The sequence below is a fragment of the Sediminicola sp. 1XM1-17 genome, from assembly GCF_037203765.1.
In the GTDB taxonomy this organism is placed as follows: Bacteria; Bacteroidota; Bacteroidia; order Flavobacteriales; family Flavobacteriaceae; genus Sediminicola.
Genome location: NZ_JBBCAS010000009.1, coordinates 33,663 through 46,323, shown reverse-complemented (window position 1 = coordinate 46,323; position 12,661 = coordinate 33,663). Strand labels below are relative to the sequence as shown.

The 12,661-nt window shown below is 41.1% G+C and carries 14 protein-coding genes; 11 read left to right on the top strand and 3 right to left on the bottom strand.

What is annotated here, in order from left to right:
* Window positions 1–131: 131 nt before the first annotated feature.
* From WAA86_RS13475 to WAA86_RS13465, 3 genes are read right to left on the bottom strand one after another with little or no spacing between them, the layout of a single operon-like run.
* Complete coding sequence (locus WAA86_RS13475; RefSeq protein WP_337301538.1) at window positions 132–710, bottom strand: YceI family protein; 579 nt, start codon at window positions 708–710, stop codon at window positions 132–134.
* 43 nt (window positions 711–753) lie between these two features.
* Entirely contained in the window at window positions 754–1,386 is a 633-nt protein-coding gene (locus tag WAA86_RS13470) for an NAD(P)H-dependent oxidoreductase (protein WP_337301537.1), read from the bottom strand.
* Between the two features lie 17 nt (window positions 1,387–1,403).
* The gene (locus WAA86_RS13465; protein WP_337301536.1) at window positions 1,404–1,850 is read right to left on the bottom strand and encodes a MarR family winged helix-turn-helix transcriptional regulator; all 447 of its coding nucleotides are present in this window, start codon (window positions 1,848–1,850) and stop codon (window positions 1,404–1,406) included.
* 158 nt (window positions 1,851–2,008) lie between these two features.
* On the opposite strand from WAA86_RS13465, the gene WAA86_RS13460 reads away from it, so the two are divergent.
* The 11 genes from WAA86_RS13460 to WAA86_RS13410 all read left to right on the top strand — a co-directional run bounded on the left by WAA86_RS13460 (window position 2,009) and on the right by WAA86_RS13410 (window position 12,646).
* Window positions 2,009–2,320 carry a rhodanese-like domain-containing protein gene (locus WAA86_RS13460; RefSeq protein ID WP_337301535.1) on the top strand — a complete coding sequence of 104 codons (312 nt, stop codon included), beginning with the start codon at window positions 2,009–2,011 and terminating at the stop codon, window positions 2,318–2,320.
* A gap of 78 nt (window positions 2,321–2,398) precedes the next feature.
* Window positions 2,399–3,682 carry a DUF2851 family protein gene (locus WAA86_RS13455; RefSeq protein WP_337301534.1) on the top strand — a complete coding sequence of 428 codons (1,284 nt, stop codon included), beginning with the start codon at window positions 2,399–2,401 and terminating at the stop codon, window positions 3,680–3,682.
* 9 nt (window positions 3,683–3,691) lie between these two features.
* Window positions 3,692–3,919, top strand: a complete 228-nt coding sequence (locus tag WAA86_RS13450; protein WP_082591046.1) for a PspC domain-containing protein — start codon at window positions 3,692–3,694, stop codon at window positions 3,917–3,919.
* 2 nt (window positions 3,920–3,921) lie between these two features.
* Window positions 3,922–4,929 carry a potassium channel family protein gene (locus WAA86_RS13445; RefSeq protein ID WP_337301533.1) on the top strand — a complete coding sequence of 336 codons (1,008 nt, stop codon included), beginning with the start codon at window positions 3,922–3,924 and terminating at the stop codon, window positions 4,927–4,929.
* A gap of 87 nt (window positions 4,930–5,016) precedes the next feature.
* Complete coding sequence (locus WAA86_RS13440; protein ID WP_337301532.1) at window positions 5,017–7,083, top strand: amino acid carrier protein; 2,067 nt, start codon at window positions 5,017–5,019, stop codon at window positions 7,081–7,083.
* Window positions 7,084–7,231: 148 nt separating this feature from the next.
* Window positions 7,232–9,046 (top strand): sodium-dependent transporter, encoded by a 1,815-nt coding sequence (locus WAA86_RS13435; protein ID WP_337301531.1) that lies wholly within the window; start codon window positions 7,232–7,234, stop codon window positions 9,044–9,046.
* 20 nt (window positions 9,047–9,066) lie between these two features.
* Window positions 9,067–9,198 (top strand): hypothetical protein, encoded by a 132-nt coding sequence (locus WAA86_RS13430; RefSeq protein ID WP_337301530.1) that lies wholly within the window; start codon window positions 9,067–9,069, stop codon window positions 9,196–9,198.
* Between the two features lie 10 nt (window positions 9,199–9,208).
* Complete coding sequence (locus WAA86_RS13425) at window positions 9,209–10,084, top strand: ComEA family DNA-binding protein (protein ID WP_337301529.1); 876 nt, start codon at window positions 9,209–9,211, stop codon at window positions 10,082–10,084.
* Between the two features lie 10 nt (window positions 10,085–10,094).
* The gene (locus tag WAA86_RS13420; RefSeq protein WP_337301528.1) at window positions 10,095–11,264 is read left to right on the top strand and encodes an acyl-CoA dehydrogenase family protein; all 1,170 of its coding nucleotides are present in this window, start codon (window positions 10,095–10,097) and stop codon (window positions 11,262–11,264) included.
* A gap of 191 nt (window positions 11,265–11,455) precedes the next feature.
* Window positions 11,456–11,650, top strand: coding sequence for a 30S ribosomal protein S21 (gene rpsU / locus WAA86_RS13415; RefSeq protein WP_337301527.1), 195 nt, complete (start codon window positions 11,456–11,458; stop codon window positions 11,648–11,650).
* A 105-nt stretch (window positions 11,651–11,755) separates the two neighbouring features.
* On the top strand, window positions 11,756–12,646 hold the full coding sequence (locus tag WAA86_RS13410; protein ID WP_337301526.1) for a tyrosine-type recombinase/integrase: 891 nt from the start codon (window positions 11,756–11,758) through the stop codon (window positions 12,644–12,646).
* Window positions 12,647–12,661 lie beyond the last annotated feature (15 nt).

Here is a 12,661-nt window from a genome sequence, read left to right as displayed (position 1 = left end):
CACCAAGTATTTGATATTCTGTTCTTCATTGAGCCTCAAATATAGGGAGGAAATTTAAATTGACAAACAGCTGTTATGGAAAAAATAAAAAACCCCACAAAAGTGAGGTTTAAAACATTATTGGAATAAGACTAGAATGCTAGGTCTACTACCAAATCAAACTCGTCATAGATGGTCTTGTCTCCTAAATTGTCAAAGAAACTTCCTGAACCGTAACGTACGTCGTATTTGGAACGGTCTACTTTCATGGTGGCAGTAGCTTTGTTTCCATAAACGGAAACATCAAATGTTACCGGATTTGTTTTTCCCTTGATGGTCAAGTCTCCTGAAACTTTGTAGGAATTTTTTCCTGTGGCCTTAACATTGGTGAAAACCAATGTGGAGGTTGGATTTTTTTCAACCCCAAAAAAGTCGTCAGATTTCAAATGTCCTTCCAATTTTCCTTTGGATTCACCTTCCAGGTCGGTTGAAATCAAAGACGTCATGTCCACTACGAATTCACCTCCGGTCAATTTATCCCCATCGAACATTAATGCACCTTCTTTAAGGTTAATGGTTCCATAGTGCGAACCTGTCACCTTGTAACCTTTCCAGGTCACGGTACTTTCAGAAGTTTTTACTTCTTTCTTTTCTACATCCACTTGAGGGGTTGCAAAAGCAGTTGAGCCCATTACGACTGCCAATACTAAACTGAATACACTTTTTTTCATGGTTTTTGATTTTAAATTGAATTTCTGTTGTTTCTATTGTTGTTTAAATATGTGTAATTAAATCCTCTTTGGACTTACGTACCTTTTTATAATGCTGAGTTTCATCTGCTTCCGAACGGTATCCTACGGCTACCAAAACAGCTGTATTTAGTCCTTGTTCCGTTAATCCCAGGATTTCATTGAATTTTTCAGCGTCGAAGCCTTCCATTGGGCAGGAATCAATTTTATGGATAGCCGCCGCAGACAATAGGTTGCCCAAAGCAATATAGGTTTGCTTAGCTGTCCAGACTGCTTTCGCATCCTCAGCAAGAGGTACCAATTTCGATTTCATGAAATCGGCATAACCTTGGAGCCCTTCTGCAGGGATTCCCCTGGTTTCGCTCACATTTTCCACATACTCCTCCACCAATTCCTCGCCAAAGGAATTTTGGTTGGCAAGTACTATCAAGTGGGAGGCGTCCGTAATCTGCGATTGGTCCCAGGCGTGCGGCTTTAACTTGGCCCTGACCGCTTCATCCTCTACAACAACTATTTTGTAGGGTTGTAATCCGAAGGAAGAAGCGGATAAAGTAGTCGCTTCCAATAGGGAATTAAGGTCTTCTTGGGAAACTTTTTTGGTGTTATCGAATTTTTTTGTGGCATACCGCCAATTAAGACTATCTATATAGGTACTCATAAATTATTTATTTAATATTAAAATTTATCCAATAGGTTGTTCAGTGCTTTCAGATCTTCCTCGGTGAAATTTTTTACCACTTCCAATTCGGATTGTTTCATGGCCTTATCCATTTCCAATAAAGCCTTTTGGCCCGAATCAGTGATATTGATCTCCACCTTACGTCTGTTGCTTTCACATATTACGCGGTCCACATAGCCTTTGGCAATCAGCTTATCTACCAATCTTGTGGTATTGCTCATCTTGGTGACCATTCTTTCATTTAAAGTGGATAAGTTGGCAGGCTTGCCTTTTTGTCCCCTCAGGATGCGTAACACATTGAACTGTTGTAAGGAAACTTCAAACGGTTTTAGAGCCGAGGAAATAATTTCATTGATTTTGTTTTCTACCAAACTCAAATGAATTAGCGTCCTGCTTTCCAGCGGAATCTGTTTATCGGTTTTTATGATTTCTTCTACATTCATGTTGTTACAACAATTGTCTATACAAATGTAATGCGATTTTTCGGTTTTGCTATAGGGGCTGCTATAATGTTTTGTTAAAAGTTATTTGGTAATTGAACAGTGGGTGTTAGTCAATTATTACGGGAAAAGCCTTATTTTTGGATCTTAAAATTGAAAGAATGGCAAATTTATCACAAGAAGAGTGGAGTTCTCAGTTAGAACAAGACGATAATGCTTTTATATTGGATGTGCGTACCCCTGAGGAGGTAGAGGAAGGGTTTATTCCCGGTTCAACCAATATTGATATTTATTTGGGACAGGAATTTTTGGAGGAATTGGAGAAATTGGACAAATCCAAAAATTACTATGTGTACTGCAGGTCTGGCAACAGAAGCGGACAGGCATGTGCGATCATGAACAAAGCAGGCTTTAATAACGCCTACAATCTTGAAGGTGGTTTTATGAAATGGGAAGGTGAAGTCGTAGATTAAGGTCTTCTCCCACATACAAAAATCCTGTCAGATGTAGATATTTTTCTGCATTTGACAGGATTTTTTTATCTTAGGAGAATGCGCGAAGATCTGTTGCATTACATCTGGAAATACAAGAAATTGCCATATCAATCTTTGAGAACGGTTGAAGGTGAAATTCTTATTGTAGAGGATTATGGCAGGCACAATCAGTTGGCCGGTCCCGATTTTTTCAATGCCAAAATAAAAATTGGGGATCAATTATGGGCGGGGAATGTGGAAATGCACCTGCGATCCTCCGATTGGTACGTCCATCATCACGAATCAGATGAGAAGTACAATACGGTTATCCTTCATGTGGTTTGGGAAGACGATGCCAGTATTTTTAGAAGTGATAATAGCCGGATACCAACGCTGGAATTAAAAAATATAGTTTCACAGTCCTTGTTGGGCGGCTATTCTGAATTGTTTTCAAAGCAGCGGGATTCTTCCATAAATTGTAATGGGTATATCAAAGAATTTGACGGTTTTAAATTTCAAAACTGGTTGGAACGACTTTACGTTGAACGCCTCGAGTCACGTTCGGCCTTTATAGATAAAATCCTTGAAGAGCACAAGCATGATTGGGAACAGGTTTTTTTTTTATTGCTCTTGAAAAGTTTTGGGACCAAGGTCAATGGGGAGGCGTTCTTTGAATTGGGGAAAGCCATACCTTTTGCCATCATAAGGAAAATGAACAGGGATATAGATGGATTGGAAGGCCTGTTCCTTGGAGTTGCTGGGCTCTTGGAGGACGATTCCATATTGGACAATCATTATGTGACCCTTAAAAAGAACTACGGATATCTTTGTGCCAAATATGGTTTGTCTGGTGTCTCCTATATAAAACCGGATTTTTTCAGGTTAAGGCCTCATAATTTTCCAACCATCAGACTTTCCCAATTAGCTTCATTATATGGGAGTCAGGAACATTTGTTCCGAAAGCTGATGGCAGCAGAAACTTTGGATGACATTGATGAACTGTTCCATGTTTCCGCCTCTCCTTATTGGGATACACACTTTACTTTTGGAAAAGTATCCAAAAAGCAGCGAAAGAAATTATCGAGATCTTTTGTGGAATTGCTGATTATCAATGTGATATTGCCCTTAAAGTTTTGTTACCTGCGCACACAGGGAAGGGACGGTTCCGATGGTATTGTAAAGTTGGCCTTTGGCCTGAAACCAGAACAAAATTCCATCATTTCCAATTATGGTGATCTTGGCGTGCGCTGTGAAAGTGGTTTGGAGAGTCAAGGGCTTTTGCAATTGTACAATGGGTACTGTTCCAAAAATAAATGTCTTCAATGTCCCGTAGGTATTAGTATATTGGGTAGAAATAATTAATTTTATCCAATGGATTCTTTCTATCGTTTATTGTACTATCTTCAAAAAAGAGGATTTGAGGTATGTAGGCGCATTGCGGAACGCTTGGGAATTAGGGCCCGTGTTGTGAGGACAACCTTTATTTATTTGACATTTGTGACCTTGGGTTTCGGATTTGCTGTGTATCTTTTTCTTGCTTTTTGGCTTAAAATAAAGGACTTGTTATATACCAAACGTACCTCGGTATTTGATCTATAGCTATGATAAAACTTTTTCGTTCAAAAATATACCTGGCCTTAATAATGGTGATCAGTGTGCTGTTCATTGGGGTTTTGGGCTATAGGTATTTATCGGATTACAATTGGTTGGATGCATTTTATATGACCGTTATAACGGTTACTACGGTGGGTTTTTCCGAAGTAAAACCTTTGGATACCGTAGCCAAGATTTTTACCGTTTTTTTGATCATTGCCAGTGTCTTCATTTTTGCTTTTGCCATCTCCGTAATTACTGAATATATATTGGGAAGAAACTCCCTTCAACTTTTAAAAAAGAAAAAAGTGAAACAAAAAATCAATAGTTTGTCCAACCATGTCATTGTTTGTGGGTTTGGTAGGAACGGTATGCAGGCCGTAGAACGCCTTAGTGCTTACAAAAGGCCATTTGTGGTGGTTGAGAGGGATAAGGAGGTCATAGAAAAATACGAGAATGATTTCTTATTTGTGGAAGGGGACGCCATAGATGATGAGGTATTGAAAGAAGCGGGAGTGGAAAGGGCACAATATCTAATTGCCGCCATGCCCGATGATGCGGCAAACCTCTTTGTAGTGCTCTCGGCAAGACAGCTGAATAAAGGGCTGTTCATAATCAGTCGTGCTTCCCTGGTCACCTCCCAAAAAAAATTGGAATTGGCTGGTGCGAACAAGGTGATCATGCCAGACAAAATTGGAGGGGATCATATGGCATCTCTGGTCGTAATGCCCGATCTGATCACATTTATGGACAAATTATCCATGGAGGGTGAGCACACCACAAATTTGGAGGAGGTCGCCATAGAGGATTTTACCAATGATGTGAATTGTAATTCCTTAAGGGATTTGGACTTAAGAAAAAAGACAGGATGTACTATAATTGGGTACATTGAGCCCAATGGAAATTATATCATCAATCCTGAAGCAGATTTACAGATGCAACCCAAAAGTAAAGTAATTGTATTGGGTAGACCAGAACAAATTAAGAAATTGAACGAAATGTTCCATATTGACTGATGATATTTCAATTGATTTCTTGATTCCGAAGTTTTTTTTTAAGATATTGCCGAGCGTTAATAAAAATCACACCAACATAAATTTCTTATGAAGAAATATATATCTTCCATTTTTATGCTGCTTTCCCTAGCAGTTTTTTCCCAAGAATTATCAGTAAAAGACAAACTTATCAACCCATCAAAAAGAATCAATGATGGTGTTATTGAGTTGGAGGTAGAGGGAGGCACGGCCCCTTATACTTATAAATGGAGCAATCAACAAACTCCATTATCTTCGAACAAAGCAAGTGGATTGGTAGAAGGTCTTACTTATGATGTGACAATTACGGATGCGAACGGTCTGTCCGTAACCAAGGAATATAAAGTTCCAACCGAAGAAATCACCGAAGTATTCAATGGTGCCATGACCCCTGCGGTTAGTGCCTTGGGATCGGTACTGTTTTGGGATCCTTTTGCAGCTATAGGAATTTATGATCCCATAGTATATGCGGATGTGAAAAGAGTAGGGGCTCCGGGATGGTCTCCAGAAGTAAACGATAAGTTTGTGCTTCAAGAGTGGTTGAAGCCGGAAGGAGCTAAAATTAAGAAAGGAGACGCCATTGCTGTGGTTTCGAAAAATGATGGAATTACGGAAACAGTAACATCGCCGGTAGATGGTAGTCTTAAATACCTGGTCAAGGAAGGTGGTGTCATCTACGATTCCAATAACAAGGAGGATGTTATTGAGCAAGGGGCACATTTTTTGGCTTCCATCAAATATGATAGTCCTGAAATAATAAGGCATCCTAATGGAGATCCCCAAGAAAAAGGAATTCCATTTATTGTGATCTGGTTGGTATTGGGGGCCTTGTTCTTTACCATTAGAATGGGCTTTATTAATATTAGAGGTTTTGGTCATTCCCTGGATTTGGCCAAGGGTAAATACGATGACCCTGATGCCCCTGGACAAGTGACCCATTTCCAAGCCTTGGCAACTGCGGTTTCCGGAACAGTAGGATTGGGAAATATAGCAGGTGTGGGTGTTGCGGTATCTTTAGGAGGTGCCGGAGCTACATTCTGGATGATCGTTTGTGGTCTTTTGGGGATGTCCTCAAAATTTGTGGAATGCACCTTAGGGGTCAAATACAGAAATATTCTTCCCGATGGAAGGGTATTTGGAGGACCGATGAACTATTTGAGATACGGTCTTGAAAAAAGAAATATGAAAGGATTTGGAAAGGTTTTGGCCGGCGTATTTGCAGTTCTAGCTGTAGGTGCTTCCTTTGGTGGAGGTAATATGTTCCAAGCCAACCAGTCCTTTGAACAATTATCAGGTCAATTCCCGGCCTTGGTAGGAAATGGCTTCTGGTTTGGGGTTATAACTGCCGTCTTGGTTGGTGTGGTGATTATTGGTGGTATCAACAGTATTGCCAAAGTTACCGGTAGGGTTGTGCCAATCATGGCCTCCGTTTATATTGTTGCAGCCTTGGCTGTTATTATTATGAACATTGAAAATATAGGACCGGCATTCTCCGCGATCGTGGATGGTGCTTTTAGTCCAAGTGCATTAAAAGGAGGGGTAATCGGTGTTTTGATTGTAGGTTTCCAACGTGCCGCCTTTTCCAATGAAGCAGGGGTTGGATCTGCGGCCATTGCACATAGTACAGCCAAGACCAATCATCCTCCTTCGGAAGGTTTTGTGGCCCTTTTGGAGCCATTTATCGATACCGTGGTGGTATGTACATTGACGGCTTTGGTACTTATCTTTACCGGGATGCATGAGGTTGAAGGAATGGCGGGTGCCCAATTGACATCGGATGCTTTCGGAAGCCAAATATCCTGGTTCCCATATGTCCTGGCGTTGGCAGTATTCCTTTTTGCATTCTCTACCATGATCTCCTGGTCTTATTATGGCATGAGGGCTTGGACCTATTTGTTCGGTAAGAGCAAGAAAACGGAATATGCCTATAAAATGTTGTTCTTGGTATTCGTGGTGATCGGAGCTTCTGTTAGTTTGGGGGCCGTATTGGATTTTTCCGATATGATGATCTTGGCAATGTCCTTCCCTAATATCATTGGATTGTACATTATGTCGGGAGAAGTGAGAGGTGATTTGAACAAATACTGGTCAGATTTAAAGGCGAACAAACTGTTTAAAAAGCAGGAAGTTAAGTAAGCCAAACAAGTAAAAGTTATAGGTCCCGTTTAAGTTGTTTTATGGCAATTTAAACGGGATTTACTTTTGTAATTATTTCCTTTCATGTGTCCTTTTTTTTACGATATTTCGTGCCGGTTAAATGGGTTAAAAATTTAACCGATATATCATGGCAAACAATTCAGATTCTTGGGGCTCCAGAATGGGTCTCATTTTGGCTATGGCAGGTAATGCCGTAGGATTGGGTAACTTCTTGCGTTTTCCGGTCCAGGCCGTTCAAAATGGTGGTGGGGCATTTATTATTCCTTACTTAATTTGTTTTATTTTAATGGGGATACCCCTTTTGTTCATCGAGTGGTCCTCGGGGCGCTATGGCGGTAGATTTGGGAACCACAGTACACCCTACATTTTGGATTCCATGGTCAAGGGCAGGGTCCTAAAGTATATCGGGGTGTTTGGTATTTTTACCAATTTGGCCGTTGTGGCCTACTACGCCTATATAGAATCTTGGACCTTATCTTATGTGTTCCATTCCGTAATGGGGACCTTTGGAGGGATGTCTCAAGGGGAGGTTGCCGGATTTTTCAATTCTTATGTGGATGTATCCCAAAGTACTACGGGTATCCCTTATGAAGCTATCGTGTTTTATGTCCTTTGTTTGGCTTTGAATACCTATATCCTTTCCAAAGGGTTGGGAGGTGTGGAAAAGGTTGCCAAGATAGGTATGCCGCTTTTGATCATTTTTGGCGTATTTCTGGCTTTACGGGGATATACACTTGGAACCAGTGGGGCCTCGGATCTTTTCCCAGATGCCAATGCATGGGACGGGTTGAATTTTTTATGGACACCACAATACGATACCCTGTTGGATCCCAAGGTATGGTTGGCGGCGGCCGGACAGATCTTCTTCACCCTATCGGTAGGTATGGGAACCATTCACTGCTATGCGTCCTATGTCAAAAGCAAGGATGATATTGCCCTAAATGCAGTTTCGGCCGGATTTATGAACGGCTTTGTAGAGGTAGTGCTTGGAAGCGCTATCGTTATTCCTATTGCAGCGGGTTATCTTGGTCTGGATTGGGTAATCAACAACGCAGGTTTTGGTATGGCTTTTCAGACCATGCCCTATCTATTTCAGCAATGGGGGCCAATTTTGGCTGCTGTCGCAGGGGTGATGTGGTTTGGGTTATTGTTTTTTGCAGGTATTACCAGCTCCCTGGCCATGGGTACACCATGGATCGGGTTTATGAAGGACGAATTTGGATGGGGTCAGAAAAAAGGGGCTTGGACTTTTGGAGCTTTGGCCTTGTTGCTGGGACTCCCAACGGTATTCTTCTACCAAGAGGGAGTGTTTGATGATTATGATTATTGGGGAGGAACCGTGAGTTTGGTGGTTTTTGCCTTTTTTGAAGTGATCCTTTTTGCTTGGATTTTTGGAATGGACAAGGGGTGGAAGGAGATCAATACAGGTGCTGATATAAAAATTCCCAAAGCCTATAAGTTTGTGATTAAATTTATTACCCCAGTATTATTGGGTTGGGTCTTTTTGGCCAGTGTGCCCAATATGATAGACAACATCCTCCATAAGGATACCTATAACAGTTCTTCCTTTGCAGATGAATACTATGCCGAAAAATTCAATGGGGATGGATCTTCAGTGGGAACCGTAGAGGAGGTTGGCCCACAAGAGGTAAAATTCTCATTTGAAAATACTAGAAAGCGGTACGATAAGGTAAAAGAAACATCTTTTGAGGAGAAGTTTATAGATTTTAAGACATACACCTTTAAGGATGATCAAAAAACAGTGGTAAAAGTTGGAGATCAGATCAAACCGGGAGATGTAATTGCCGAGGGTTCTTTCGTCAATAAAGTCTTTTATAAAAACATAGGTAGGGCCATGTTGCTCGCCATGTTCGCATTCATTTCATTTTTAGTATATTTAGCTTTTAACAAACGCAGAAGAGAGGGGAGGGCCACATTATGAATACGTCAGCATTAATTGTTATGTTTTTAGCACAAGGAATTGTAGTATTCTTTGCGGCATACTTCTTTTACAAAGTATTGACCATTCCGCCAAAACCTGAACCGGACTCGTATTCCGATAATGATGACGTGGAAATCAGGCAGGAGAAATAAAACATATAGTTTGAGTAAAAAAGATAGGACATCCCATTTTAAGTTCAGCAAACAGGAACGAAATGGGATGTTCTTTTTATTGGCTATCATATTGCTACTACAGGTGGGGTACTTTTATCTTCAAATCTATCCTACTCCTCTAGAAGGTTCCTTGGTACCCGACAGTAATTTGCAAGAAAAGGTGGAAGAGTTGCGGTCGGCTAAGGACACGATCGCCATGTATCCATTCAATCCAAATTTCATAACGGACCATAAGGGCTATGTGTTGGGTATGAGCCCCGAGGAAATAGATAGGCTTCATAACTTTAGATCCCAAGGCAGATTTGTCAACACCATTTCCGATTTTCAAGAGGTCACCCAGGTAAGTGACTCCTTATTGAATACTTTTTCCCCTTATTTTAAATTTCCGGAATGGACGCGAAGAAGTAAAAGCGAGGCGTCCGGGGGAGGAAAGCCACGGGCTGGTTCCAACGATAAAATTCAGGTAGCATCCAGGGATCTTAATACCGTTTCCGCCGACGAGCTAAAACTAGTCCGTGGAATCGGAGAAAAGCTGTCTGCACGAATCATTAAATTTCGGAATCGCTTGGGCGGTTTTTTGGTTGAGGAACAATTGTACGATGTGTATGGCCTGGAAAAGGAGGTGGCCGATAGGGTATTGGCCCGTTTTGGGTTGTTGACCATACCAGAGATCACCAAAATTGATCTGAACACCGCTTCCAGTGATGAACTGGCCCAATTGGTCTATATTCCGTTCAATTTATCCAGGGCCATAGTTGCCTATCGCGATAGAAAGGGGGGGATTGCCAGTTTTGAGGAATTAACAGAAATACAAGGTTTTCCTGAGGAAAAGATTGATAGAATTAAATTATATTTGTCATTATAAAAAAAACGCTATGCAAAGTATGTACTTCACTGAAGAACATCAATTATTCAGGCAGAGCCTGAAAGACTTTTTACAAAAAGAAGTTGTTCCCCATATTGATAAATGGGAGGAAACAGGGACCATAGAAAGGTTCATCTGGAAAAAATTTGGCGATATGGGCTATTTTGGCCTCGCTACCCCAGAAGAAGATGGAGGATTGGGCTTGGACCTGTTTTACACGGTTATTTTATTGGAGGAATTGCAAAAGATAAATTCCGGAGGATTTGCAGCTGCCATTTGGGCACACGCTTATCTGGCCATGACCCACTTGAACAAGGAAGCTGATGATAATATCAAGGAAAGATATTTAAGGCCAAGTGTTGATGGTGAAAAAATTGGTTGTTTGTGCATTACAGAACCTTTTGGAGGCAGTGATGTTGCCGCCATGCGATCAACTGCTGTGAGGGAAGGGGATCATTATATTTTAAATGGATCCAAAACCTTTATCACCAATGGAGTTTATGCTGACTACATGATTGTTGCGGCCAAGACAGATACTTCACTTGGCAACAAAGGAATTAGCATTTTCGTAGTCGATAGGAAAAGTGAAGGGGTAACGGCCAGTAAATTGAACAAATTGGGATGGCGTGCCTCGGATACGGCCGAGCTGGCTTTCGATAATGTGAAAATTCCAGTGGAGAATCTCATGGGAGAGGAAAATATGGGATTCTCCTATATCATGCAGCACTTTGCCCTGGAGCGTTTGATTATGGGAATCAATGCCCATGCCAGATCAGAACACGTTTTGGATTATGCCTTAAAATACATGTCGGAAAGGGAGGCCTTCGGAAAGTCAATAAACAAATTCCAGGCCTTAAGACATAGGATAGCAGATCTGTACGGGGATATAGACATGTGCAAGGAGTATAACTACTCCGTTGCCTATCGTTTGGACAAAGGGCAGTACGTTGTTAAGGAAGCCACTATTTCCAAGTTGAAATCCACCAAGATGGCCGATGAGGTTGCTTATGAGTGTGTGCAGTTTCTGGGAGGTTATGGCTATATAGAGGATTATCCTATGGCGCGTAATTTTAGGGACAGTAGATTAGGGCCAATTGGCGGTGGGACCTCTGAAATACTCAGGGAAATTATTGCCAAGATGGTTATCGATAAGAAGAAATACAAGCCGGCAACAGTTTGAAGTCAAGCTATTTTTCAACCCATAGCGGATTCAAGAAATTGAGGCAATCTAGGGTGTTGTGAAGTTTTGGTGACCATAAAACCGGCGAAAACAGGTGATTTGGATTTTTTATTTAAAATTAGGTTGTCCAATCGGATTTTGTTCCTATATTTGCAACCTTAAAAATCACAAAAGAGAGGAGGTTAAAGCTTATGTTAATTATACCAATTAAAGAAGGAGAGAATATAGATAGGCCGCTAAAGCGTTTCAAGCGAAAGTTTGATAAGACTGGTACTATGCGTCAGTTGAGAAAGCGTCAGGCGTTTACCAAGCCTTCTGTTGAGCGCAGAGCTCAAATCCAAAAAGCACAATATATCCAAGGTCTTAGAGATCAAGAAGAGATATAGTTCCTTGGAACGAGATAAGTAAGAGAATCCTGCAGTAAGCGGGATTCTCTTTTTTTATGCCCATTCCTCTCATTAAAATGGTAACTTAGCTCTTAAAGTTTACCTATGTCCATTCCATCTTTTTTAGAATATCTCTCCCTGGAACGGAAATATTCTCCCCATACGGTTACGGCCTATAGGACCGATTTGGCAGAGTGGTCTTTGTTTTGCTCGAAAGAATTTTCACTGGATGACATTGATGGTGCCAATTATAGCCTTATAAGAAGTTGGATCGTTCATTTGGTGGACTCCAAGGTGTCCAATAGGACTATCAATCGTAAAATAGCTTCTTTGAAGGCGTATTATAAATTTCTTTTGCGCATTGGTCGCATCGCGGCCAATCCGTTGGCGAAACACACCGCCTTAAAAACAGCCAAGAAAGTGGAGATACCGTTTTCGGAAACGGAAATGGAAAATGTCTTGCAGCAGATCTCCTATTCCAATGATTTTGAGGGAGCGCGGGACAAGTTGATTGTGGCACTTTTGTATACCTCAGGGATCAGACGGGCCGAATTGGTAAATTTAAAGATGGCCCATGTAAATTTTTCGGGCAAATCCCTCAAGGTATTGGGCAAGAGGAGCAAGGAGCGTATCTTGCCTTTGCTGTCCTCTACGCAGGAGCTGTTCCATAGCTATTTCGACTACAGAAACACTTTGGAGGTAATTACGGACAAGGACTTTGTCTTTTTGGCCAAGGGGGGCAATAAAATATATGAAACCCTTGTTTATAGAATTATAAATCGGTATTTTAGTGAGGTGTCCTCCAAGGTAAAGAAGAGTCCGCATATATTGAGGCATACATTTGCGACTCACTTGCTCAACAAGGGTGCAGATTTAAATTCGGTCAAGGAATTATTGGGTCATTCAAGTTTAGCCTCTACACAGGTATACACCCACAACAGTATTGCCGAACTTAAAAAAGTACATTTCACTTCCCATCCAAGAAATAAGAAATAGTACGATATTCTTTTT

What these genes read in the sequence shown, in the direction of transcription:
- WAA86_RS13475 (WP_337301538.1), bottom strand. Translation starts at nt 710, where the DNA reads ATGAAAAAAAGTGTATTCAGTTTAGTATTGGCAGTCGTAATGGGCTCA.
- WAA86_RS13470 (WP_337301537.1), bottom strand. Translation starts at nt 1,386, where the DNA reads ATGAGTACCTATATAGATAGTCTTAATTGGCGGTATGCCACAAAAAAA.
- WAA86_RS13465 (WP_337301536.1), bottom strand. Translation starts at nt 1,850, where the DNA reads ATGAATGTAGAAGAAATCATAAAAACCGATAAACAGATTCCGCTGGAA.
- WAA86_RS13460 (WP_337301535.1), top strand. Translation starts at nt 2,009, where the DNA reads ATGGCAAATTTATCACAAGAAGAGTGGAGTTCTCAGTTAGAACAAGAC.
- WAA86_RS13455 (WP_337301534.1), top strand. Translation starts at nt 2,399, where the DNA reads ATGCGCGAAGATCTGTTGCATTACATCTGGAAATACAAGAAATTGCCA.
- WAA86_RS13450 (WP_082591046.1), top strand. Translation starts at nt 3,692, where the DNA reads ATGGATTCTTTCTATCGTTTATTGTACTATCTTCAAAAAAGAGGATTT.
- WAA86_RS13445 (WP_337301533.1), top strand. Translation starts at nt 3,922, where the DNA reads ATGATAAAACTTTTTCGTTCAAAAATATACCTGGCCTTAATAATGGTG.
- WAA86_RS13440 (WP_337301532.1), top strand. Translation starts at nt 5,017, where the DNA reads ATGAAGAAATATATATCTTCCATTTTTATGCTGCTTTCCCTAGCAGTT.
- WAA86_RS13435 (WP_337301531.1), top strand. Translation starts at nt 7,232, where the DNA reads ATGGCAAACAATTCAGATTCTTGGGGCTCCAGAATGGGTCTCATTTTG.
- WAA86_RS13430 (WP_337301530.1), top strand. Translation starts at nt 9,067, where the DNA reads ATGTTTTTAGCACAAGGAATTGTAGTATTCTTTGCGGCATACTTCTTT.
- WAA86_RS13420 (WP_337301528.1), top strand. Translation starts at nt 10,095, where the DNA reads ATGCAAAGTATGTACTTCACTGAAGAACATCAATTATTCAGGCAGAGC.
- rpsU (WP_337301527.1), top strand. Translation starts at nt 11,456, where the DNA reads ATGTTAATTATACCAATTAAAGAAGGAGAGAATATAGATAGGCCGCTA.
- WAA86_RS13410 (WP_337301526.1), top strand. Translation starts at nt 11,756, where the DNA reads ATGTCCATTCCATCTTTTTTAGAATATCTCTCCCTGGAACGGAAATAT.